The organism is Pseudarthrobacter sp. lyk4-40-TYG-27, from assembly GCF_030209295.1.
GTDB lineage: Bacteria > Actinomycetota > Actinomycetes > Actinomycetales > Micrococcaceae > Arthrobacter.
This window is the reverse complement of the sequence record NZ_JARVSH010000003.1, coordinates 560,566-583,263: the sequence shown is the minus strand read 5'-3', so window position 1 is coordinate 583,263 and position 22,698 is coordinate 560,566. Positions and strand designations below refer to the sequence as shown.

The 22,698-nt window shown below is 67.6% G+C and carries 25 protein-coding genes; 11 read left to right on the top strand and 14 right to left on the bottom strand.

All coding sequences use genetic code 11. The annotated features are described in order from the left end of the window. Window positions 1-3: 3 nt before the first annotated feature. From pcaH to QRM96_RS07150, 4 genes are all read right to left on the bottom strand, one after another. The gene (gene pcaH, locus QRM96_RS07165; protein ID WP_285318996.1) at window positions 4-891 is read right to left on the bottom strand and encodes a protocatechuate 3,4-dioxygenase subunit beta; all 888 of its coding nucleotides are present in this window, start codon (window positions 889-891) and stop codon (window positions 4-6) included. A gap of 53 nt (window positions 892-944) precedes the next feature. Further along, window positions 945-2,822, bottom strand: a complete 1,878-nt coding sequence (locus QRM96_RS07160) for a bifunctional sugar phosphate isomerase/epimerase/4-hydroxyphenylpyruvate dioxygenase family protein (RefSeq protein ID WP_285318995.1) — start codon at window positions 2,820-2,822, stop codon at window positions 945-947. Further along, a complete protein-coding gene (locus QRM96_RS07155) occupies window positions 2,822-3,703 on the bottom strand; it encodes a shikimate dehydrogenase (RefSeq protein WP_285318993.1) in 882 nt (293 codons plus the stop codon). The genes QRM96_RS07160 and QRM96_RS07155 overlap by 1 nt, the downstream gene beginning before the upstream one ends. 164 nt (window positions 3,704-3,867) lie before the next feature. Beyond that, window positions 3,868-4,743 carry an IclR family transcriptional regulator gene (locus QRM96_RS07150; RefSeq protein ID WP_285318992.1) on the bottom strand — a complete coding sequence of 292 codons (876 nt, stop codon included), beginning with the start codon at window positions 4,741-4,743 and terminating at the stop codon, window positions 3,868-3,870. A 230-nt stretch (window positions 4,744-4,973) separates the two neighbouring features. On the opposite strand from QRM96_RS07150, the gene QRM96_RS07145 reads away from it, so the two are divergent. Then, window positions 4,974-6,293, top strand: a complete 1,320-nt coding sequence (locus tag QRM96_RS07145) for an MFS transporter (RefSeq protein ID WP_018762895.1) — start codon at window positions 4,974-4,976, stop codon at window positions 6,291-6,293. A 106-nt stretch (window positions 6,294-6,399) separates the two neighbouring features. On the opposite strand, the gene QRM96_RS07140 is transcribed toward QRM96_RS07145, so the two are convergent. Together QRM96_RS07140 and QRM96_RS07135 are read right to left on the bottom strand one after the other, a co-directional pair. After that, a complete protein-coding gene (locus QRM96_RS07140) occupies window positions 6,400-7,488 on the bottom strand; it encodes an ATP-dependent DNA ligase (protein WP_285318990.1) in 1,089 nt (362 codons plus the stop codon). 50 nt (window positions 7,489-7,538) lie between these two features. Beyond that, window positions 7,539-8,462, bottom strand: coding sequence for an AEC family transporter (locus QRM96_RS07135; RefSeq protein ID WP_285318989.1), 924 nt, complete (start codon window positions 8,460-8,462; stop codon window positions 7,539-7,541). 155 nt (window positions 8,463-8,617) lie between these two features. On the opposite strand from QRM96_RS07135, the gene QRM96_RS07130 reads away from it, so the two are divergent. Further along, complete coding sequence (locus QRM96_RS07130; RefSeq protein ID WP_285318988.1) at window positions 8,618-9,844, top strand: pyridoxal phosphate-dependent aminotransferase; 1,227 nt, start codon at window positions 8,618-8,620, stop codon at window positions 9,842-9,844. Window positions 9,845-9,967: 123 nt separating this feature from the next. Further along, window positions 9,968-10,204: a hypothetical protein gene (locus QRM96_RS07125; RefSeq protein WP_018762891.1), complete on the top strand. Its 237-nt coding sequence runs from the start codon at window positions 9,968-9,970 to the stop codon at window positions 10,202-10,204. A gap of 70 nt (window positions 10,205-10,274) precedes the next feature. Here QRM96_RS07125 and QRM96_RS07120 read toward each other — a convergent pair whose 3' ends face one another. From QRM96_RS07120 to QRM96_RS07110, 3 genes are read right to left on the bottom strand one after another with little or no spacing between them, the layout of a single operon-like run. After that, complete coding sequence (locus QRM96_RS07120) at window positions 10,275-10,562, bottom strand: MoaD/ThiS family protein (RefSeq protein ID WP_026264908.1); 288 nt, start codon at window positions 10,560-10,562, stop codon at window positions 10,275-10,277. Further along, on the bottom strand, window positions 10,555-11,661 hold the full coding sequence (locus QRM96_RS07115) for a WD40/YVTN/BNR-like repeat-containing protein (RefSeq protein WP_285318986.1): 1,107 nt from the start codon (window positions 11,659-11,661) through the stop codon (window positions 10,555-10,557). Before QRM96_RS07115 ends, QRM96_RS07120 begins: the two co-directional genes overlap by 8 nt. A gap of 51 nt (window positions 11,662-11,712) precedes the next feature. Continuing rightward, window positions 11,713-11,913 (bottom strand): hypothetical protein, encoded by a 201-nt coding sequence (locus tag QRM96_RS07110; protein ID WP_018762888.1) that lies wholly within the window; start codon window positions 11,911-11,913, stop codon window positions 11,713-11,715. Window positions 11,914-12,189: 276 nt separating this feature from the next. Between QRM96_RS07110 and QRM96_RS07105 the strand changes: the two genes are divergently transcribed. The 6 genes from QRM96_RS07105 (at window position 12,190) to QRM96_RS07080 (ending at window position 17,672) form a co-directional block, all read left to right on the top strand. Further along, the gene (locus QRM96_RS07105; RefSeq protein ID WP_285318985.1) at window positions 12,190-12,954 is read left to right on the top strand and encodes a hypothetical protein; all 765 of its coding nucleotides are present in this window, start codon (window positions 12,190-12,192) and stop codon (window positions 12,952-12,954) included. A gap of 102 nt (window positions 12,955-13,056) precedes the next feature. Beyond that, complete coding sequence (locus tag QRM96_RS07100; protein WP_285318984.1) at window positions 13,057-13,821, top strand: class F sortase; 765 nt, start codon at window positions 13,057-13,059, stop codon at window positions 13,819-13,821. 94 nt (window positions 13,822-13,915) lie between these two features. Further along, window positions 13,916-14,428, top strand: coding sequence for a universal stress protein (locus tag QRM96_RS07095; RefSeq protein WP_026264907.1), 513 nt, complete (start codon window positions 13,916-13,918; stop codon window positions 14,426-14,428). A 329-nt stretch (window positions 14,429-14,757) separates the two neighbouring features. After that, on the top strand, window positions 14,758-15,087 hold the full coding sequence (locus QRM96_RS07090) for a metal-sensitive transcriptional regulator (protein WP_285319069.1): 330 nt from the start codon (window positions 14,758-14,760) through the stop codon (window positions 15,085-15,087). 49 nt (window positions 15,088-15,136) lie between these two features. Next, window positions 15,137-15,376: a heavy-metal-associated domain-containing protein gene (locus QRM96_RS07085; RefSeq protein ID WP_018762883.1), complete on the top strand. Its 240-nt coding sequence runs from the start codon at window positions 15,137-15,139 to the stop codon at window positions 15,374-15,376. A 28-nt stretch (window positions 15,377-15,404) separates the two neighbouring features. Beyond that, window positions 15,405-17,672, top strand: a complete 2,268-nt coding sequence (locus tag QRM96_RS07080) for a heavy metal translocating P-type ATPase (RefSeq protein ID WP_285318983.1) — start codon at window positions 15,405-15,407, stop codon at window positions 17,670-17,672. Window positions 17,673-17,675: 3 nt separating this feature from the next. Here the strand turns inward: QRM96_RS07080 and QRM96_RS07075 are convergent, their stop codons facing one another. Next, the gene (locus QRM96_RS07075; protein WP_018762881.1) at window positions 17,676-17,948 is read right to left on the bottom strand and encodes a DUF2277 domain-containing protein; all 273 of its coding nucleotides are present in this window, start codon (window positions 17,946-17,948) and stop codon (window positions 17,676-17,678) included. A gap of 213 nt (window positions 17,949-18,161) precedes the next feature. On the opposite strand from QRM96_RS07075, the gene QRM96_RS07070 reads away from it, so the two are divergent. After that, window positions 18,162-18,428: a WXG100 family type VII secretion target gene (locus QRM96_RS07070; protein WP_018762880.1), complete on the top strand. Its 267-nt coding sequence runs from the start codon at window positions 18,162-18,164 to the stop codon at window positions 18,426-18,428. A gap of 98 nt (window positions 18,429-18,526) precedes the next feature. Here the strand turns inward: QRM96_RS07070 and QRM96_RS07065 are convergent, their stop codons facing one another. Next, complete coding sequence (locus QRM96_RS07065) at window positions 18,527-19,561, bottom strand: EamA family transporter (protein ID WP_109044816.1); 1,035 nt, start codon at window positions 19,559-19,561, stop codon at window positions 18,527-18,529. A 71-nt stretch (window positions 19,562-19,632) separates the two neighbouring features. Here QRM96_RS07065 and QRM96_RS07060 point away from each other — a divergent pair, with 71 nt between their 5' ends. Continuing rightward, window positions 19,633-20,178, top strand: a complete 546-nt coding sequence (locus tag QRM96_RS07060; RefSeq protein WP_285318981.1) for a CGNR zinc finger domain-containing protein — start codon at window positions 19,633-19,635, stop codon at window positions 20,176-20,178. Window positions 20,179-20,197: 19 nt separating this feature from the next. Here the strand turns inward: QRM96_RS07060 and QRM96_RS07055 are convergent, their stop codons facing one another. From QRM96_RS07055 to QRM96_RS07045, 3 genes are all read right to left on the bottom strand, one after another. Beyond that, on the bottom strand, window positions 20,198-20,551 hold the full coding sequence (locus QRM96_RS07055) for a hypothetical protein (RefSeq protein WP_018762877.1): 354 nt from the start codon (window positions 20,549-20,551) through the stop codon (window positions 20,198-20,200). A 100-nt stretch (window positions 20,552-20,651) separates the two neighbouring features. Continuing rightward, the gene (locus QRM96_RS07050) at window positions 20,652-21,242 is read right to left on the bottom strand and encodes a hypothetical protein (RefSeq protein ID WP_285318979.1); all 591 of its coding nucleotides are present in this window, start codon (window positions 21,240-21,242) and stop codon (window positions 20,652-20,654) included. Window positions 21,243-21,297: 55 nt separating this feature from the next. Then, the gene (locus QRM96_RS07045; protein ID WP_285318977.1) at window positions 21,298-22,578 is read right to left on the bottom strand and encodes an MATE family efflux transporter; all 1,281 of its coding nucleotides are present in this window, start codon (window positions 22,576-22,578) and stop codon (window positions 21,298-21,300) included. Between the last annotated feature and the right edge of the window lie 120 nt (window positions 22,579-22,698).

Genomic DNA, 22,698 nt, shown 5'->3' with positions numbered 1-22,698 from the left:
TTCCTACTCTCCTGCCTCGTCACTACTGTCGCCTGCTGTACCGAAAGCTTCGTTTTCGGTCCAGGTCCGCTTGGGCCCGGTCAGGACGATGTCCCAGTTGTACCCCAGCGCCCATTCGGGCTCGGTGAGGCTGTGGTCGTAGGTGGCCACCAGCCGGTCGCGGGCGTCCTGGTCCACGATGGTCTGGTAGATCGGGTCCAGCGGGAAGAGCTGGTCGCCGGGGAAGTACATCTGGGTGATGATGCGCTGGGTGAACTCGGTGCCGAACAGCGAGAAGTGGATGTGCGCCGGGCGCCACGCGTTCAGGTGGTTCTTCCAGGGGTAGGCACCGGGCTTGATGGTGACGAACCGGTACGAGCCGTCCGGGCCCGTGATGCAGCGGCCGATGCCCGTGAAGTTGGGGTCGATCGGGGCCGGGTGCTGGTCGCGCTTGTGGATGTACCGGCCTGAGGAGTTGGCCTGCCAGATCTCCACCAGCTGTCCCGCCACCGGACGGCCGTCGCCGTCCAGGACCTTGCCGGAGACGATGATCCGCTCACCCAGGGGTTCGCCGTTGTGCTGGATGGTCAGGTCGGACTCCAGGGCGTGCACGTCCTGGTGCCCGAAGGCCGGCGAGTAGAGCTCAATGGTTTCGGGGTCGGCGTGCTGCAGGCTCTTGGTGGGGTGGCGCAGGATGCTGCTGCGGTACGGCGGGTAGTCCAGCCGCGGCTGGGTTTCCGGCTGGGCGCCGTCCTTCAATGCCCGCTGGTATGCCTCGCCGATGGCGTTGATCTCTGCGCTGAGGTCCGCCTGCGATTCGATGGCCTTGTCCAGTGGCTGGTGGGCAGCCTTCGGTTCGGCCGGGGGCACGAGTTCCTCCGACTCCAGCTCCGCGGTGATGTCTTCCGGCATGGCTGGCTCCTTTCTCATCTGTTGGGTTTGCAGTGTCTGTGGTCTGGGTTGGCTCACGTGCGGTGCAGTGAGTCGTACTGAACCGCGTGGCGCACCGGGGCGTTGGGGGCGCCGTAACCGTCGTAGCTGCCGCGGCGTTCCACCATTTCGAAGAACACGCTGCCAACGGTGGCGGTGTAGAAATGCAGGAATTCCCCGTCCGCGTCCCGGTCGAAGAGCAGGTTGAGTTCCTGCAGCGTGGCCAGGAATCCGGGTTCAAGGTCGAACCGGGCGTCCAGGTCCTCGTAGTAGTTGGCGGGGATCTGCAGGAACTCGAGGCCCTTGTCGCGGGCGGCGCGGGCCGTGGCCACGAGGTCGTCCACGGCGAAGGCGATGTGTTCCTGGTACGTTTTCTGGCCGTGCGCCTGCTGCACCGGGGCGAGGTTGAGCACCAGCCGCACCGCTCCGTTGGAGGTCTGCATGACCTGCGAGCGCACCAGGCCGCTGGGGCTGGGCACCTCGGCGAACGGCTGGGGCTCCAGGGCCAGGGCGCTGGTATAGAAGAGGACGGCTTCGTCGAAGTGCTGCCACGGCTGGGCGAGGTTGACGTGGTCAATCACGGCCCGGGCGCCCGCGGAGGGGTGTTCGAGGCCTTCGCCGAACTCGTGGGTCCAGGCGGCGGTGCCGTCCGGGCTGCCCTGGCAGAGGAAGATTTCGGTGGAGTCCGGGGCGGCGATGCCCTGGAAGACTTCCTCGTCCGCCTGGACCTTGCGGGCCACCACGGGCGCCTTGAGCTGCTGGGCCCGGGCCGAGGCAATCACGGGGGAATCGACGTCGAACCCCAGCGCGGCGATGGCGGGTTCGGCGTGCGAGGCCGCCTGTTCATTGATGATCACGCGGGCCTGGCCCATGCTCCAGAGCTGGACGTCCTTGGTGCGGTGCCGCCCCTCGAACGCGAAGCCGAGCTGGCCCAGGAGCTTCTCCAGCTGCGCGGTATCGTCCGCCTTGACCTCGGCGAAGTTGAACCCGGCCGGTTCGTTGACCTTGGGCAGGGTGGCCAGTTCCATGGGATAACGACGGCGGGGCGCGGCTCCGTTGCTTGGTGCGCCTTCGGTGCCGGCCGCGGGGGTGTCAGCGAGCCAGTTGGCGCTCTGTTCCTCCAGCCAGATGAGTGACCGCATGGCGTCGACGGCTGTGCGGTCCACGTCGGACTGCCGGAAGACGTCGTTGAAGACCTCCAGGGAAACCGGGCCGGTGTACCCGGCACGGACCACGTGGCCCATGAACTTGGCCAGCTCGAACTGCCCCTCGCCGGGGAAAACCCGGTAGTGGCGGCTCCAGGACAGCACGTCCATGGAGAGTTTGGGGGCGTCGGCCACCTGGACGAAAAAGATCTTGTCCGGGTTGAAGCCTTCGATGTGGGAGGTGTCCCAGTCCCGGGAGAGGATGTGGAAGGAGTCCAGGCAGGTCCCCAGATTGGGGTGGTCCACGGTCTCCACCAGCCGGTAGGCGTGCTCGTAGTCGTTGACGTACTTGCCCCAGGCGAGTGCCTCGTATGCCACCTTGACGCCGTGGTCCCCGGCCAGCTGTGCCAACTCGGCGAGCTGTTCGGCACGCAGGCCGTCGTCGTCGATGGTGGCCGTGGCAACGTTGGAGCACACCAGGATGGTGTCCATGCCCAGGCGGGACATGAGCTTGAACTTCGCCTCGGCGCGCCGGAGGTTGGCCTTGAGCAGGTCCGGGGTGACGCCGTCGAAGTCCCGGAACGGCTGGTAGAGGTCCAGGCCGAGGCCAAGGTCGGCCGCCATTTTCCGCACGTCCTCCGGGCTGAGGGGCGACGTGACCAGGTCCTGCTCAAAAATCTCGATGCCGTCGAACCCGGCGATCGCGCAGGCCTGCATCTTTTCCTTCAGCGTCCCGGACAGGCAGACCGTGGCGATTCCCGTACGCATCAGGCCGCCACCTCCTCGGCGGCTACAAGCTCCAGGAAGTGTGCCCGCATCCGGTCCGGGTCCGCGTCCTGGCCGGTGAAGATCCGGAAGGCATCCGCTGCCTGTCCCACGGCCATCCGGCCGCCGTCCAGGACCTCGCAGCCCTTGGCGCGGGCCCCACGGACCAGTTCGGTCTCGATGGGACGGTAGACGATGTCCGCCACCCAGTGGCGTTGCTCCAGCAGGCCCAGGTCCAGCGGGAGGCCTGGGTGGGCGGCCATTCCCACGGGGGTGCAGTGCACCAGCCCGTCGGCCAGCGGCATCAGCCGCGGCAGGTCCCCCGGCGTCCCTGACGTGATGGTGCTGTCCGGGAAGAAGCCCTGCAGCTCGGCGGCCCGGGCAGCTGCCCGGGCAGGGTCCATGTCGACGAGGTCAAGGGTCCGCACGCCGGCGGTGAGCAGGGCATAGGCGACGGCGGATCCGGCGCCGCCGGCGCCCAGCTGCACGACGCGGTCCAGGCGGGCTCCGGGGAGGCCGGATGCCAGGGCGGCGGCGAAACCGGAGAAATCGGTGTTGTGCCCGATGAAGCGGCCGTCCCGGATGACCACGGTGTTGACGGCACCCAGGCGGCGGGCGTCCGGGGAGACCTCATCCAGGTGTTCCAGGACGAGCTGCTTGCACGGGTGGGTGATGTTCAGGCCGTTGAAGCCCAGGGTGCGTGCGCTCTGCAGGATGGTGCCGACGGATTCGCCGGGCAAGCCCAGATCGAGGAGGTCAATGGGCCGGTAGAGGTAGCGCAGGCCCTGCACGTCCCCTTCGCGTTCATGCATGGGAGGGGTGAGTGATGGCGTGACGCCGTCTCCGACCAGTCCCACGAGGTAGGACTCAGTTCGATGACTCATCCGTGCAGCTCCTTTGGTAACGGCACCGGAGAGCTGCCTCCACGCGGGGAGCGGCTTGTCCGGTGACAGGGATTACAGTACAGCAATTGTTCACCTTGCGCACTCTAGTTCGAGATACGAACATTTTGATGGCTTGCAGGGTTGGTTGGCGCGGCTCGAGGCGGTCAGCCGCGCTGGGGCAGGCGGTCAGCCAGCTCTGCGGCCGCCTCCTGCAGGACGGGAACGTGCGCCTCCAGCTCTTCAAGGCTGAGGCGGAACACGGGGACTGCCGTGGCCAATGAGGCGAAGGCGTGCCCTTGGCTGTTGAGCAGCGGGACGGCCACGGCGCGCATGCCGGCCTCATTCTCTTCGTCCATGACCGCGTAGCCGCGGCGGCGCACTTCGTCGATTTCCCTGCGGAAGGCATCGCGGTCCGTGATGGAACGTTCGGTGAGGGCTTCCAGCGGAAGCTCCAAGAGCAGCCGCTCGCGTTCCGCATCGTCGGCGAAAGCCACCAGGGCCTTCCCCACGGCAGTGGTGGAGAGTGAGCCCAGGTGGCCGGGGTCGCTGGTGACCCGGAAGATCTGCGGGCCGTCCACCTTGCTGACCGTCAGGTGGTGGAGGCCGTTGCGGACACTGAGGATGGTGGCCTCCCCCGTCCGCTCGGTCACCCGCCGCAGGATGGGCAGGGCGGTGCCGGCGAAGCCGTGATGGTTGGAGACCCGCTGGCCGAGCTGGAAGATCCGCAAGCCCAGGTGGTAGCGGCGGCCCTCCGGCTCATAATCAACGAAACCGTCGCGCGCCAGCGACCCCAGCAGCCTGTACGTTGTGCTGAACGGCAGCTCCGCGCGCCGCGAGATTTCGGCGGCGCTTGCACCGCGGGGTTCGTCCCCCAGGAGGACCAGCAGGCTGAGGGCCTTGCCCACCATGTCCGGGCGCTCGGCCGCCTTGGTGGCGGCCTTGGGTTCGGGAGGCAAAGCATTGACGGGCGCTTGGTCGGGGACAGTCGGGCCGGGAACAGTGGATTCGTCGTCGGCCACTGTGGCTTGGTTCACACTCATGTCTCGATGTTGCCACAATGTGAGAGCTATTTCTAGATCGTGAGTATTTTCTTGACAAGTGACTGCGCTCACAGTCATAGTTTCTGTATCGCAAAAGTAGCTCTCACCATGTGGCTACGAATTGCCGGGTCTTTCCGGACTCCAGCCGCATCGCGCCGCCCGCACCCAGGCAGCGGCGGCTGCGACCACCAGATCCATCCGCGACAATGTCGTCACACCAAAGGAACACCATGAGCCAGACACTTCCGTCCGCCGGGGCGGGTGCCCTCACCTCCGGCGGGACGCCCAAGAAGGCAGCCCTTGCCAGCTTCCTCGGCAGCGCCGTCGAGTATTACGACTTCTTCATCTTCGGCTCCGCAGCCGCACTGATCTTTCCCAAGGTCTTCTTCCCCGACGCCGACACGAATGCCGCGATCATGTCCTTTGCGACGTTCGGCTTCGCCTACGTGGCCCGGCCGGTGGGCGCCATCATCCTGGGCCACTTCGGCGACCGCGTGGGCCGCCGCAAGGTACTGATGTTTACGCTGTTGCTGATGGGCGCCTCCACCTTCGTGATCGGCTGCCTGCCGGACTTCAAGACCGTCGGCTGGTGGGCTCCCGTCCTCCTGGTGCTCGCCCGCCTCTGCCAGGGCCTCTCGGCCGCAGGCGAGCAAGCCGGCGCCTCCTCCATGACGCTCGAGCACGCCCCGGACAACCGCCGCTCCTTCTTTACCTCATGGACCCTTACCGGCACCCAAGGCGGCCAAATCCTCGCCGCACTCGTCTTTATCCCCGTCCTGGCCCTGCCGGACGAGATCAAGTTCGGCATCGGCTGGCGCATCCCGTTCTGGCTCAGTGCCGTTGTGGTGGTTGTGGCGTTCCTGATCCGGCGCACCCTGCACGAACCGCCCGCCTTCGAAGAAGCCCGCAAGACCGCCCAGATCGCCAAGCTGCCCGTCGCCGACCTGCTCAAGGGCCACTGGCGCGACGTCCTCCGCGTCATCTGCTGCGCGTTCATCGCCGCCGTGTCCACCGTGTTCGGCACGCTTGCCATCAGCTACGCCAAGACCGTGGCCGGCGTCGACGGCACCACCACCCTGTGGCTCGTGGTGGGTGCAAACCTGGTGGCCCTGGGCACGCAGCCGCTCTTCGGGATGCTGGCGGACAAGATCGGCCGCAAGCCCGTCTTCATCTACGGCGCCGTGGCCAGCGCGATCCTCACGCCGGTGTTCCTGCTCAGCCTGGAGTCCGGCAGCATCCCCTTGATGTTCCTGGCCGCCATTGGCTACTTCTCCGGAGGCTACGCGGCAGCCAACGCCGTCTGGCCATCCTTCTACGCCGAGATGTTCAGCACCAAAGTCCGCTTCTCCGGCCTGGCCATCGGCACGCAGCTCGGCTTCCTGATGGCAGGCTTCGCCCCCGCCATCGTTGCGGCCATGGGCGGCATCCAGCCCGGCGGCTGGGTTCAGATCTCCGTCTTCACCGGCATCATCTGCGCCATCGCCGCCGTCTCGGCCCTGACTGCCAGGGAGTCCTTCCGCACCCCCACCAGGCTGCTGGGCGTGAAATAGGCGCCGAAAGCGTCACACCAGCCCGGTTTTAGAGCCGGAAAGCCCGCCATTCCCCCAAATGGCGGGCTTTCCTTTGATAAAGGTGGGCTGCTTCCGCAGCAGTCTGCTACGGCCGGCCGGTCTCCAGCACCGAAGCGAGGTCGAAGTTCACCGGCTCCTCGAGCTGGGCGTAGGTACAGGATTCCGGGTCCCGGTCCGGGCGCCAGCGATTGAACTGCGCGGTGTGCCGGAACCTCTCGCCCTCCATGTGGTCGTAGCGGACTTCCACCACGAACTCGGGCCGCAGGGGGATGAAGGACAGGTCCTTGCCGGCGCTCCAGCGGCTGCCCTCGGCGTTCCGCGGCGTCCGCTCACCCTCCTCCTGCTTGGCCCAGGCCCATGGGTGGTGGTCGAAGTCCGTCACCAGCGGCTGGAGCTCGTCGAACAATTCCTTGCGCCGCTTCATCGGGAAGGCGCCGATCACGCCCACGCTGGCCAGGCCGCCGTCGTCCTTGTACAAGCCCAGCAGCAGGGAACCGATGGCGTCGGGCCCGCTCTTGTGGAGCCGGTAGCCGGCCACCACGCAGTCAGCGGTCCGTTCGTGCTTGACCTTGAACATCACGCGCTTGTCAGGTTCGTAGCGGCCCTCCAGCCGCTTGGCCACGATACCGTCCAGGCCCGCCCCCTCGAACTGCTCAAACCACTGCGCGGCGGTGTCCTTGTCCGTAGTGGCTGCCGTCAGGTGGACGGGCGCGCTGCTGCCCGCGAGCGCCTTCTCGAGGGCTGCCCGCCGCTCCGAGAACGGCCGGCCGGTGTAGTCGTCATCGCCCAGGGCCAGGAGGTCGAAGGCCACGAAGGAGGCAGGTGTCTGCTGGGCCAGCAGCTTCACCCGGCTGGCGGCGGGGTGGATGCGCTGCTGCAGGGTATCGAAATCGAGCCGGTCTCCGGAGGCGCCCACCAGGATGATCTCGCCGTCCACCACGCAGCGGGGCGGCAGGTTCTCCTTCAGGGCGGCCACCAGTTCCGGGAAGTACCGGGTCATGGGTTTCTCATTGCGGCTGCCGATCTCGAGGTCGTCCCCATCCCTGAAGATGATGGACCGGAAGCCGTCCCATTTGGGCTCGTAGCTGAGGTCCCCGCCGCCTGGAATGCCATCGATGCCGCTGACGGCCTTGGCGAGCATGGGCGGGACGGGCGGCATCACGGGAAGTTCCATAGCGCCCATTCTTGCCCGGCCGCACCCCTCGACGGTAGGGCGGCACGGTTTCAGGCGGCCAAAAGCCAGACGATCAGCACCAGCACCGGCGCCGCGGCGGCAGTGGACAGCAGGATGGTTTCCCGTGCCACGGCCACGCCCCGGCCGTACTTGCTGGCAAACAGGAACACGTTCTGCGCCGAAGGAAGCGCCGCCATGAGCACCACGCCCAGGAGCATGTGATGGTCAAGGTTGAACAGAAGGCGTCCGACGACGAAGGCCACCACGGGCATCACCGCGGACTTCAGTGCCGTGGCAGTAAGGATTTCGGGGGTGTGGCCGGCACTCCGAAGCATGGTGGTTCCGCGCAGGGACATCCCGAATGCCAGCAGCACCACCGGGACGGCCGCCCCGCCCAGGAGCGTCAGCGGGGCCATCACCGGGGCCGGGAGCTCCACGTGCAACGCGGCCAGGACCACGCCCAGGAGCGAGGCGATGATCATGGGGTTCCGGAAGGGCTGGGTGAGCATCAGCCGGGGAGAGAACCGTCCCGCGGCGGAGAGGTCCAGCAGGGTGAGGACCAGCGGGGCGAACAGGAGCAGCTGGACCAGGAGCACGGGGGCCACAGGTGTGGCGTCCCCCAAGGCGTAGAGCGTGATGGGGATGCCAATGTTGTTGGCGTTGACATAGGACCCCGCCATCGCGCCGACGGCCGTCTCCGCAAGCGGCCGCGGAAACCAGATCCGGCTGGCTGCCACATACAGCAACGCGGTGGCGGCGGCCGTGATCACGGCAAGCGGTACGTAGGCGGAGAAGACCACTGACAGATCCGATTTCAACACCACCGTGAAGAGCAGCACCGGGTTGGTGATAAAGAAGGCGGTCCGGGTCAGTGCCATGATGGTGGGTTCGTCGCCCAGGCCGCAGCGCGCAGCAAGGTAGCCCACGGCGATGACGACGCCGATCACGGCGAGGCCGATGAGCACTCCGCCCATAGGAGGTACTTCCTTCCGGTCCCGCGCCTGCTGCCCGGTTTGGGACGAGTGGGACTACAAGTATCCAACTTATCGAACAAGTGGCCTTCGGTCGGCAGGCGTCCACGACGTGGGCTGCCGCACGCCGCGGACCGGCGGGTGTGAAAAAATCAACCATGCGCGCCATGCAACATTCCAGCAAACTCCAGAACGTCCGGTACGAACTCCGGGGACCGATCCTGCAGGCGGCCAAGAACATGGAGGCAGAGGGCCACCGGATCCTCAAGATGAACCTTGGGGACACCGCACCTTTCGGGCTGGAAGCGCCGGAGTCCGTGGTGGTGGACATGATCCACCACCTCCGCGGCGCCCAGGGCTACAGCGATTCCAAGGGTATCTTCACGGCGCGGACCGCCATCTCGCAGTACTACCAGACCCGGGGCCTGATGAACATCGGCGTCGAGGACATCGTGATCGGCAACGGCGTCAGCGAACTGATCAACATGTGCCTGCAGGCGTTCCTGGAAAACGGCGACGAAATCCTGGTCCCGGCACCGGATTATCCGCTGTGGACGGCCGCCGTGACCCTGACCGGCGGCAAGCCGGTGCACTACCTCTGCGACGAAGCGGAGAGCTGGTGGCCGGACATGGCCAATGTGGAAGCGAAGATCACTGCCCGCACCAAGGGCATCGTGATCATCAACCCGAACAACCCCACCGGCGCCGTCTACCCGCGCCACATCCTGGAGCAGTTCGCGGCATTGGCCCGGAAGCACAACCTGGTCCTGTTCTCTGACGAGATCTACGAAAAAGTGCTGTACGCGGATGCCCAGCACATCCATACCGCGGCGGTTGCCGAGGACATCTGCTGCCTGACGTTCAGCGGGCTGTCCAAGGCCTACCGGATGCCCGGCTACCGGGCCGGCTGGGTGGCGGTCACCGGGCCGCTGGCCGCTACCGCCGGGTACCGCGAAGCCCTGGAACTGCTCGCGTCGCTGCGCCTGTGCGCCAACGTACCCGCCCAACACGCCATCCAGACCTGCCTGGGCGGCTACCAGAGCATCGAGGCCCTGGTGAAGCCGGGCGGCCGGCTGCGGGAACAGCGCGACCTCGCCCACAAGCTGCTCACGGCCATCCCCGGCGTCACCTGCGTGCCGGCATCGGGCGCCATGTACCTCTTTCCCCGCCTGGATCCGGAGCTCTACCCCATTAAGAGCGACGAACAGTTCGTCCTGGACCTGCTCCGGGACCAAAAGATCCTGGTCTCCCACGGCTCGGCCTTCAACTGGCCCGCACCGGACCACTTCCGCTTCGTGATCCTCCCCTCGGTGCTGGACATCGAGGAAGCGGTCCGCCGGATCTCCAGCTTCCTGGCCGCCTACCGGGGCGGAACAGCGGCATGAAACCGCCGCGGCGCGAAGAACTAACCGCGCCCTAACCGCGAGGAAACCGGCACGCAACAATCCGCGCCCACACTGGTTAACGCAGGCAAGAGCCGGCACCAGCTCCAGCCAGGAGGCCCCGCGATGTTGAAGAAGGCGACCACGCATGTAACCAGAGTCCGCGCACTGGACCAGCTCCACCGCGGTGACGAAATCGAAGCCCGCCTCTCGGTGGGGCCCTCCTACGACGACGTGGTGATCCGCCGCGGCAGCGTCCAGGAAACCGCCCCCGGGATCGGCGTGGTCTGGATCCTGGACCGGATCACGGGGGTCCGGAAAGCCATCAATACGGACGAATGCAGCGTGTGGCGCGTGGCCTAGGCACCGGACGTTTGGCGGCGGGCGCAGTCAGTCAGGACTGCCCGCCGCCAGGCCGACCGGGCACTGCCGTTCAGCCGCCCGCCACCGACTGGATCACCAGGACCTCCTGGCCCGGCGCGACTTCAGTGTCCAGGCCCTGCTGCCGCCGCACCTCGTCGCCACCCACGTAGATGTTGACGAACCGCCGCAGCGCGCCGGTTTCGTCGCGGAGCCGCCGGCCCAGGATGGCGTAGTCGGCGGCCACCGAGTCAAGGAGTTTTCCCACCGTCACCGGCCCGTCGGCGGGTGCAGTCAGCACGGACTGCCCGCCGGCCAAGGGCTGCAGGACGCTGGGAAGCACCAACGAAATGTCAGGCACCGGCCACCACTGCCGCCCGCACGCACAGGACGTCCGGCAGGTGGGTGGCCACTTCCGTGAACGTTCCGCCCTCATCCGCACTCGCGTAAACGGTCCCTCCCCGGGTGCCGAAGTACACCCCTGCCGGCTCGGCGGTGTCCACCGACGCCGCGTCCCGGAGCACGCTGTTGTATTCCTTGTCCGGCAGGCCGGCATCGAGCCTCGTCCAGGTGTTCCCGGCATCGTCCGTCCGGTGCACGGCGAGCTGGCCCCCGGGCGGGATGCGTTCGCCGTCGGCCTTCAGCGGAACCACCCATGCCGTCCCCGCCCTGCGCGGGTGGGCCAGCATGACGAAGCCGAAATCGGCCGGCAGGCCCTCGGCGATGGAGTCCCAGCTCTCGGCATTGTTGTCCGTCCGGTAGACCCCGTGATGGTTTTGCGCGTAGAGGCGCCCGTCCACCACCGCGTCCGCCGCGATCTTGTGCACGCACTGGCCAAACTCGGGGTTGGGATCCGGCATGAAGTACGCGGAGATTCCCTTGTTGCGCGCTTCCCACGACGTGCCACCGTCGAGCGAGCGGTAAACGCCGCCGGTGCTCATGGCCACGTGGACGGTGTCCCCTCCGGGGTGGACCACGATCGAGTGCGCCGCCGCCCCGCCATAGCCGGCTCCCCATTCGCTGCGGTGGGGGTGGTCCCACAAACCCCGGTTCAGCTCGAAGTGCTCGCCGCCGTCCGTGGACTTCCACACCGAGATGGGTTCGGCTCCTGCCCACACCACACCGGGGCGTGACTCCGCGTCCGGATAGATCTGCCAGACGCGCTCCAAGGCCGCGCCCGTGTCCTCCGGGAACCTGATGGCCCCGTGCTCCGGCTCGGTCCAGGTGGCGCCGAGGTCATCGGAGTGCGCCACCGTGGGACCCCAGTGCGGGCTGCTGACTCCCACCATGATCCTGGTGCGGCCCTCCCTGGTGTCGATCCCGATGCTGGGGATTTCTGCCATCAGGAAATGGGGCCCGGTGAAAGACCACTCCTGCCGGTCCTGGCTTGTGGCCAGCCAGAGTCCCTTTTTAGTGCCGATCGCCAGGAGGAATGTTTGCGCCGTTGCCATGCGCACCATGCAACCACCCGAGGGATCAGCGCGCAATGGTTTCCAAGGTCCCGCAGGCGTTCAGTCCACGAACTCCGATTGGGTCTGGATAAAGTCCCAGTCGGCGGCGTTAAGGACGGCCGCCGGATTACCGGGGTGGGGTCCGCCGGCCTCCGCAATGCCCTGGAGTACCGGAAGCGGCAACTCCTCCGCATAGAGGTTTTCCCGGAGCCACTCTTTGCTTGCAAGGTCCAGGTCCAGCCACCACATGAAGATTTCCATGTTCACCTCCCTGCGTCACTTAAAACGTTAGGCGGGGCGCAGGTGGCGGACAAGGCTTTGCAGCGGAAGCAGGTGGGCCGTGCGGCTTTTAGGGTACCCGCAAGTAACCTGGCCGCCCCGGCCGCAGAAAAGACGAGTAGCCGCTACTCGCGACTGCCTTCGGGGGCGCCCCTAGCCTGAAAACTCACGCAAGCTGACCGTGCTGCTGGGGCCATTGGCGCCACCGCTGCCTTTCCCCACCATGGTCCGTTTCACACATATATATGGGGAGAAAACATGAAACGCACCTTAGCCACACTGGGGGTGATGGGGCTGGGCCTGCTCAGCGTCACAGCACCCGCCATGGCGGCCTCCGACCAGGTGGTGGTCTGCCATCAGGGAAGCGGCGGCCTGACGCCGTTGTCGTTCAACGTCAACGGGATTGGCGGTCACGACCAGCATGCACAAGACATCATCCCGCCAACGCCCAAACTTCCACAGGGAAAGAACTGGACCAACGCAGGAAAGATCCTCTACGTCGCCAATTGCGCGCCGCTGCCCCCGGGCGAGGTCATCGATCCTCCCGTCGTCGTCGATCCTCCCGTGGTGACCCCGCCAGTCGTGACACCGCCGGTCGTGACACCGCCGGTCGTCGTCGATCCCCCGGCGGTGACCCCACCGGTGGTGACACCGCCGGTCGTCGTCGATCCCCCCGTGGTCACACCGCCGGCCGTCGATCCGCCCGTCGTCGTCGCTCAGCCCGTGGTGCAGCCGCCGGCCGCGGCTCCGGTGGTCAACCCGCCGGCCCCGGTCGTCGCTGCGGCCGCGCCGGCCCAGCCCGCTGCCGCCCAGCAGGTTGCCGCGTCCCCGCAGGCCGCAGCCCAGGCCGCTCCGGTGGCAGCCCCAGTCAGCGTGGGAACCAACCAGGGCTTCAACGCCCAGACGGCGGTTGACGCCCGGGACGGCGGCCCGGCATGGCTTGCCGGCGTGGGGGCACTGGCGGCCGCAGGAGCTGCGGTGGCAGTACGCCGCCGGTCCCGCTCCGTGAACAGCGCCGGCTAGCCGGGACAGGCCGCTCGCAGCGGCCCCGCGACAAGGAAGGCGTCCTGCCAGTGCCCGGCAGGACGCCTTCCTTCCACCACCGAACAACGCAGGAGGAGTGCCATGCCACAGGAACGGAGCCGGCATGCTGCCCGGGCCAGGCGGCCGTGGCGGCGCGTGAACCGGGGCGACCTGGCCATCCTCTCCTGCGGCGTGGTGGCCTTCCTGTCGTTCACCTTTGGCAGTCCGTTGTTCCCCCAAGGACACGCGGCGTCCCACACCGGCTCCGCGGTCACGGTCCCCATGACGCCAGGCGCCGTTCCGTCCGGCAGTGCGGCCGCCCCGATGGCGTCAACAGGCACGCCGGATGCCACGTCCGCCCCTGTCCAGGCGTCACCGGCCGCAATCCCGGGCTCGGCGGCCCCGGCAGGACCCCAGCTTCCGGCTGCGGCGCAACCCGTCCACATCCGCTACCCCTCCGCTGACTTCGATGTGGCCATCCATCCCCTGGACCTCGATGGCGCCGCCCAGTCCAGCCGGACCATCGAGCCGCCTGCCACCAAGGACGGCTACTGGCTGACACCGTTCGGAGTCCCGGGCAAAGGCTCCGGCAACACCACCTACGTGATCGGCCACAGCTGGGAGGGCGCGGACGCCCCCTTCAACCACCTCAGTTCAACGGCGGCCGTGGGCGACCGCTTTGAGGTGGAAACCGCTGCCGGCACCATCACCTACAAGGTGGACAGTGTCACCACCTACGTGAAGTCCACCCTGAAGGACAGCCCGGTCTGGGACATGGTGCCCAACCGGCTGGTCCTGATCAGTTGCTACACGGAAGATCCGTGGGGCAAGAATATTGTGGTCACTGCCTACCCGGCAGCGGCCTAGCGCCGAAACCGGCAACAGCGCAGGGCGAACGGCTCCATGCGACAGGCCGAAGGTACCTGTTGACGCCGGACCCCGCGGGCGGACAATGGGCAGCATGACGTGGGAATACGCTGACGGTGCACCGCTGCTGGTGGGCGTTACGCCCGGACAGCACCCCGAGGTCCTCCAGACCGCCGCCAACCTTTCAGCCCGACTGGCCGCGCCCCTGGTATGCGCTTACGTGGATGAGGCCAGCTACCTGGTCGAGTGGGACCCTGCCCGATCCGCCCACCGCCTCTCCCTGCACCCGGACGACGACAGCGACATCCGCGGCGTTGCAACCGAACTGAAGGCCCTGATCCGTGCTGCCGTGGACAAAGCGGCGTCCGGCGGCGGCGCGCCGGAGTGGTCGCTCCGCACGCTTGCCGGGGATCCGGCCCGCGCCCTGGGGCAGCTCGCCGCCGAACTGGACGCCCCGATGATCATCGTGGGAACCTCCGAGCGCGGCTTTTCGCACCGCCTTTCGGAGGCCCTCAGCGGCTCGGCGGGCACGTGGCTCAGCCATCACCAGAGCCGCCCCGTCCTGGTGGTCCCCTATCGGATGCCAGCCCATGAGGACGTACCGTGACCCGCGGATTCCAAAGGCAAACAGCCCGCCGGGTGACCGCCTAAAGTAAAGCGAAAGTAGTTATTCGCGTAGCTGGCGCGGTGCCCTACCAGCCAGTAAGCTGATTCAAGCAGGCCGGTTCCGCGGAAGTGGAAAGCGGGAAACTGCCCAAATGCTGCTCCGGAGTGCGTATCCCCCAATAACGCACTCCGGAGCTTTTTTGTGCCCTTTCAGCAGCCGGCCACGCAGGAATCCCTTCGGGGAGTAATACCCCCACGGGGTACTTGCCAGATACCCCCACGGGGTATAGTTTTGGGTACGTGAACCCTACCGAAGAAGCTGCCGCGGCGGTGGATACTGCCCGCCCGGCAGGCGATGAAACGCCCCAGCACGGGTACACGGGGAACAAGGAGGCCTACCTTCGGCGCCTGAAGCGCATCGAAGGCCAGGTCCGGGGCATCGCCCGCATGGTGGATGAAGACAAGTACTGCATCGACATCCTGACCCAGGTTTCCGCCGTCACCAAGGCCCTGCATGCCGTCAGCCTGGGCCTGGTCGAGGAACACATCGGCCATTGCGTGGTGGGCGCTGCCTCGGAACCGGACCCCGCCGCGCGCGCCGAGGCGATCGACGCCAAGGTGAAGGAAGCCGCCGACGCCATCGGCCGCCTGCTTCGCTGACCACAGAACCCCACCCCGGCTACCGCCGGCCAGAAAGAAGGAGCACGCCATGAGCACCACCTCCCCCGCCATCACCACCATCAGTGTCTCGGGCATGACCTGCGGCCACTGCGTATCCGCGGTCAGCGAAGAAATCGAAGCCCTGGACGGGGTCCAAGCCGTGAAGGTGGACCTCAACGCCGGCGGCATCTCCACCGTGACCATCACGTCCAGCGGCGGCCTCTCGCCCCAGGACCTCGGGGAGGCCGTGGCTGAGGCCGGCTACCTGATGGTCGCCAACGAGGCCTGAAAAACCCCTCCCATACCGGAAAGCGGACATGAGCCACCAAGAACTGCTGCACCCGCCGGGCACCCGCGTGGTGGAACTGGACATCCAGGGGATGACGTGCGCCTCCTGCGTCAACCGGGTGGAAAAGAAACTCGGCAAGCTCGACGGCGTCGCAGCCACGGTCAACCTCCCGCTGGAGCAGGCCTACGTGACGGCCCCGGACGGCATCACCGACGAGCAGCTGGTGGACACGGTCAACGCCGCAGGGTACACAGCGAGCGTCCGCGTGCCGCGCACGGCGGAACCCAGCGTCGAACACGCCGCCGCACAGCTTCGCCCCCGCCTCATCCTCGCCGCCGTCCTGACCGTTCCGGTCTTCCTGGTGAGCATGGTCCCGGCGTTCCAGTTCCCCAACTGGGGCTGGGCGGCGGCCCTGCTGTCGCTTCCCGTGGTTACCTGGGCGGCGTGGCCCTTCCACCGCGCGGCCGCAGTCAACGCCAGGCATCTGGCATCCACCATGGACACCCTGGTGTCGCTCGGCGTCGCCGCCGCCTACCTTTTCTCGGCCTGGCAGCTGGTGGCCGACCCCGGCATGACGGAGCACCCGGGCATGGAGGCCATGTCCGGCGGCCTGTACTTCGAGGTGGCGTCCGTGGTCACCACCTTCCTGCTCCTCGGCCGCTACTTGGAGGCCAACGCCAAGCACAAGGCCGGCGACGCGCTCCAGGCCCTGCTGAACCTGGGCGCCAAGGACGCCACGGTCCTGCGCGGCGGACGCGAACAGCAGATCCCCGCGGACCACCTGCAGGTGGGCGACGTCCTGGTGGTCCGCCCGGGCGAGAAGATCGCCACCGACGGTGTGGTCATCGAGGGCGATTCCGCCGTGGACACGTCGCTGGTCACGGGCGAGTCCGTTCCCGTGGAGGTGGCCCCGGACAGCCGCGTAACCGGCGCCACCATCAACACTTCCGGGCGTCTGCTGGTCCGGGCAACCCGGGTGGGGTCTCAGACCACCCTGGCCCAGATGGCCCGCCTGGTATCCCAGGCCCAGACCGGCAAGGCACCTATTGCCCGCCTCGCGGACCGCATCAGCGCCGTCTTCGTTCCGGCGGTCCTGGCCATTGCCGCCCTCACGTTCGTGTTGTGGCTCCTGCTCGCCGGCCCGGACGCGGACGGCGGCCACCTTCGACAGGCCTTCACGGCGGCCGTCGCCGTGCTGGTGATTGCCTGCCCGTGCGCCCTGGGCCTGGCCACCCCGGTCGGCCTGCTGGCGGGCAGCGGCCGCGGAGCGCAGCTGGGCCTGTTGATCAAGGGCCCGCAGGTCCTGGAGGATACCCGCACCGTGGACACCATCCTGCTGGACAAGACCGGCACGGTCACCACCGGCGCCTTGGCCGTAGACGCCGTGCTGGCATTCCCCGGGTTCACCCGGGGTGGAATCCTCCGGCTCGCCGGCGCCGTCGAGGCCGCCTCCGAGCACCCGGTGGGCCGGGCCGTTGCGGCCGCGGCTTCCGCCCTGGATCCTGCAGGCACAACGGACGACGACGGCCTGCCGCCGGTGCAAGGGTTCAGTTCCGCCCCGGGCGGCGGGGTATCCGGAACCGTGCAGGGCAGGTTTGTGTTGGCGGGGCGCAGCGGCTGGCTGGAGCAGAACGGCATCATCCTGGACCCCGCCCAGCAGGTAAACCTGATGGCCGCCGAGGAAAGCGGTGCCACGGCTGTTTGCGTCGCGGTGGACGGCATGCCGGCCGGAATCATCAGCCTCCGGGACACCGTCAAGGAAGGTTCCGCGGCCGCCGTCGCCCGGTTGAAGGCGCTGGGCCTGCGGCCCATCCTGCTGACCGGGGACAATGCCGCGGTCGCCGCCCGGGTGGCCGCCGCCGTCGGCATCGCCGCGGACGATGTCCACGCCGGCGTCCTGCCCGAAGGAAAGGTCGAAGCGGTGCGCAAACTCCAGGCCGGCGGTGCCACGGTGGCCATGGCCGGCGACGGCGTAAATGACGCCGCCGCCCTGGCGCAGGCGGATCTGGGGATTGCCATGGGGTCCGGAACCGACGTTGCCATCGAGGCCGCCGACCTGACCGTCATGGGCAGCGACCTGGCCCAAGTGGCGCAGGCCATCGAGCTGTCCCGGAAGACCCTGGCCACCATCAAGGCCAACCTGTTCTGGGCATTCTTCTACAACGCGGTGGGCATCCCGGTGGCGGCCTTCGGCCTGCTCAACCCTATGGTTGCCGGAGCCGCGATGGCCGCCAGCTCCGTCCTGGTGGTTGCCAACTCGCTGCGGTTGCGCAGCTTCGGAAAACCGGGGCAGTGAACCTCAGGCGGTACCGTACCGCACGGACGCGCGCGCCCTGGCCTTGGCCGCTTCGGCCTCACGGTCCTTCGGCGGCGCCTGCGTCACCAGGGCGTCGAGCAGGTGCTGCGTGATGTGCGCAATCTCGTGCACCGCATCGTCAAAGGCTTCCTGGTTGACCTTGGACGGTTTGGTGCTGCCGCTGATCTTGCGGACATACTGCAATGCGGCAGCATGGACTTCCTCCGACGTGGCGTGCGGTTCAAAGTTGTGAAGGGTTCGGATATTCCGGCACATACCGCCATGCTAGGCTCTTCGAACGCCTGGGATCGACCCCTTTTTTACCGGATCCAGCCACGGCGCCATGGGGAGGCCTGCATGGGCAGGGCTGCCCATCGACACCGTTTTGCGGACCGGGGTAGGTTTTAGGCAATGGATCTTCCGGATGAGCCGGGGGGCCGCTGGGGATGCCGACCAGGTTCGGATCCACGTTCTAACAAGGAGAAACTGATGGCTATTTGGGGTGCAGACGTTGAGCAGCTTCGCCAGCTCGGCAGCAAGCTTCAGGCAGGGGCGTCCGAGATCGAGACGCAGAAATCCACACTTACCAAACTTCTGCACGGGACCGACTGGAAGGGCCCGGACGCGGACAAGTTCAAGAGCGAATGGGATGGCCAGCACTCCACGCTGCTGACCAAGGTTGCCGAGGCCTTGAAAGAGGCCGGCAGCAAGGCCAAGCGCAATGCTGAGCAGCAGAGCCAGGCCTCGAACGGCTAATGCCTTGGGCGGCACGATGTGCCGCCCGGACGGCCCGGGTACCGCAAGGTGCCCGGGCCGTTGTCCTTTAAGGCATGGGTTCCCCTGGGCGGCAGCGGCTACGGCACGGGTTCGACGTCGTTCGCGTGCTCCAGGGCCGACGCCGGCATGGGAGCTCCGGGCGCTTCCCCGGCCGCGGCCGCGGCGCGGAGCTCGTCGAGCCGCACCAGGATGACGCCGCCGACGATCAGCACGCCGCCCAGCAGCTGGATGGCGCCCGGGAGCTCGCCCAGCAGCAGCCACGCCCAGACGACGGCGAACAGCACCTCGGTCAGCGACACGAAAGATGCCACCTTGGAGCCCAGGGCCCGGGCCGCCATGATGCCTGAGGTGTAGGCCAGGACAGTGGCCAGCACCACCAAACCCGCCAGCGGCCCCCACCATGGCATGGTCCAGGGGCCCAGGCGGGTGTCCGCCGTGCTGAATGCCATGGGGAGCACGCCCGTGGCACCCGCCAGCCACATGACGGCTGCACCCACCAGGAGTCCGCCCGAGGCCAGGACGATGGGCGGCAGGGTGTCGTTTTCCTTTGCGGTGATGAAGAAGTAGATGGCCAGGCAGACGGCGGCCGCCATGCCCCACAGGACGCCTGCCAGATCAACCTTGACGGCGCCGGTGAGGTCAAGGACCAGTATCAGCCCGGCCAGGGAGAGCAGCGTCCCGACGGAGGTCAGCACCCGGGGGCGCCGCCGGCTTGCGGCCCAGAGCCATAGGACGATGATCACCGGGGCAAGGTATTCGAGCAGCAGCGCAACCCCGACGGACAGCCGGGCCACGGCGTTGAAGTAGAACAGCTGGCAGGCCGCAACCCCGATCAGCCCGAACAGCCCAATGGTGAGCCAGTTGTCCCGCAACTGGTGCCAGCGGCCCTTCAGCGCGGAGACTGCCGGCAGGGCGAGGATCAGCGCGGCGCCCGTCAGCCGGGCGGTGACGGCCGCCCCGGGGGACCAGCCGGTTTCGAGGAGCGCTTTGGCAAAGGACCCGGACAGGCCGAAGACAGCGGAGGAAAAAAGCGCAATGCCAAGCCCGGAGGCGAGGAAGCCGGGCCGCCTGAAGGGCGCTTGGGGGTGAGTGTGGTTCGTGGCGGCAGGCACCGTCGCCTCCTGTCAGGAGTAAAGTGGGGTAATGGTCATGACAGTACGCTTCCGCACTGTAAGGAGTCAACATGGTTTTCGCCCCTGACACGGAGGTGGCCCTCCGCACGGTGGTGAACCTCATCAATACGGCCGCGAATGGCAGGGAAGGGTTGGCCTCGGTCAGGGACCTGGACAGCTTCCTGGCGGCCGAGGGCTTTTCCGGGGCGAGGACACGGGACGCCGCGGAATTGCAGAGCGTCCGGCAGTTGCGGGGCTTACTGGCAGGGGTGTGGACAGCGGGCGAGGACGCCGCCGTGGACACCGTCAACCGGCTGTTGCGGGACGCCAACGCCCTCCCGCAGCTGATGAAGCACGACGGTTGGGACTGGCACCTGCATGCCACGGCTCCCGAGGCCCCGCTGGCGGACAGGATGAGCACCGAGGCGGCCATGGCCCTGGCGGATGTGATCCGCAGCAAGGAAATGGACCGCCTGCGGACATGCGAATCGGAGGACTGCGATGCTGCCGTCCTGGACCTGAGCCGGAACCGCTCCAAGCGGTACTGCGATACCGGCAACTGCGCCAACCGTGCACACGTTGCCGCCTACCGTGCCAGGCAGGCAGCGGCGGGTTAGGCGTTCCGCCGCAGCGTGCCTATCCCTGGTGCCGGGTGCCGCCCGTGTCGTCCTCGGGGTCCTGGCTGGTGGGCGTACCGAAACCATGGCCGGGCTTGGGCGCGGAACTGAGGTTCACGCCGGATCCCTTGCCGAGGTGTTCGGCGTTTTCCTTGTAGCTCATGGACAACATGGCGGCCACCACCAGGGTGACGATGAAGGCGATGCCGGCTGCGGTGAAGGCGAGATCGAAGCGGGGCGCGCGCGCACTGCCGCCGGAAGCGAAGATCAGTACGGCAACGAAAGCGACGACGGCCCAGAACGCCGAGAACATCAGCGGCCCCTTCACCGAGGTCCGCAGCTTGCGCGGTTTTCCTGGATGCTGGTCAGCCACTGTGGTTCCTCCCTGCAGGCGGCACACGGCCGGCCTGGTTTCACGAATTGCGGTGTAGCACCAAAATTTCTACAACTAGTAGAAGGGCGCTCTTCCTAGTTTACGGCTTGACGGCACCGGCGCGGGCATCGTGGCGCAGCGTCAGGCCGGAAAGCACCCACAGCACACCCGAAATAATCGCGCCACCGCCGGCCACGCCCAGCAGCGCATGGGCACCAAGGTTGATGAAGAAGGGCAGCAGCACTGCCGTGCCAATCCCGATCGCCCCGGATGCGATCCAGTCCCGTGCCAGGACGTGCCGCCCCCGATGCCGCAGGCCGCACGCCAGCTCAAGAACCCCGGCCACGCCGAGACCCAAGGCGGCAATGACACCAAACAGCAGGTCGCTGTGCAGCAGGATCACCGCCACACCGGCGCCGGCAAGCGCCGACCCCGCTGCGGACAGCAGCTTGCCGGGAGCCGAGTTCCGGGCAAACCCGGCGGCCGGGATGGCTTGCTGGGACACGACGCCGGCGGCCAGCAGGTAGAGTCCTCCCGCCCAGCCCATGACCTCAACGGAGGGGGAGGTCCAGAAGACCGTTACGGCGCCGAACACCAGCGCCACCACGGAACGGAGCAGGATTGGCTTCCAGAGTTCAGGGCGGGGTGAGGTTCCGGGAACTTCGCCCGCGGGAGTCGATGGTTGCGTCACCGGTCCAGTTTAGTGGGGGCAGCTGGAAGGTAGAACCGGGCCCCGCAGCCGGTGTTCAGGCTGGACCAAGCACCATCCAGCGGTCTGAACGGGAGCGCAGTCCGAGGGTGACGGCCCGCGCCGCCATATAACCCAGGGCGAAAGCAGCCCACAGCCACCCCAGCCCGGCAGCGCCCGGGCCACCGGAGAGCGCCACCGCCGCCAGCAGCGGCAGGTAGGCAGCAAGGTTCACCACGCCGGCCAGCGCCAGGTAGCGGGCGTCGCCGGCGCCGATCAGCACCCCGTCCAGGACGAAGACATATCCGGCGATGGGCTGGCCCGCGGCCAGCACCCACAGGGCAACGGCGAGCACCGACTGCACGCGGGCATCGGGGGTGAACAAGATCCCCACCCAGGGGGCCACCGCCGCGAGCAGCACGCCCGTCACCACCCCGAACCCCGCTCCCCAACGGACCATGGTCCTGGTCAACTCCCGGGCCTTGGCCGCATTGGAGGCGCCCAGTTCCTTGCCGATCAGCGCTTGGGCGGCAATGGCCAAGGCATCCAGCGCGAACGCCAGGAAGGAAAAGATGGTCATGGCCAGCTGGTGCGCGGCAAGGTTGACCTCACCCTGCGCCGTCACCACCACCACGGTGGCCAGGATCGCCGCACGCAGGCTGAGGGTGCGCAGCATCAGCCAGGACCCGACGCGCGCCATGCTCCGGATGCCCCGCCAGCTGGGCACCAGGGGGACGCCCTGGCGGACCGCGTACCTGCGCACCATCACCAGGTAGACGGCGGCCATGGCCCATTGCGCCAGGCTGGTGCCCATCGCCGAACCCACCACGGACAACCCCAGCCCGTACACCAGCCACACATTCAGGACGATATTCACGCCGAACCAGGCGGTGGCCACCACCAGCGGCGTCCTGGTGTCCTGCAACCCGCGCAGCACACCGGTCCCGGCGAAGACCAGCAGCATGGCCACGAGTCCGGGCATGGACCAGCGGAAGTAGTCGATGGCGAAGCTGCGCACGCTGCCGTCGGCGCCGAGCAGGCCGATGAGCGGTTCCGCGGCGATGAATCCAGCCACGGCCAGCAGCAGGCCCAGCAGCAGCGCCAGCCAGGCGCCGTCGCGCCCGGCCGCCAAGGCCTTCCCCACCTGGCCCTGGCCAACGGCGCGGGCCACGGCGGGGGTGGTTGAGTAGGCAAGGAACACCATAAGACCGACGACGGTCTGCAGCACCGCCGAGGCCAGGCCCACGCCTGCGAGCTGGGGAACGCCGAGGTGCCCTACGATGGCCGAATCCGCCAGCAGGAAGAGCGGCTCGGCAACCAGCGCTCCAAAGGCTGGCACGGCGAGGCGGAGTATCTCCCGGGAATGGCTCCGGGGAGGGGCCGTGGCGGCGGATGAGGGATCTATTGGCACCGTGCCAGCTTAACCGGGCGCAATGACCCCGGAAGAGAGCATGACAAA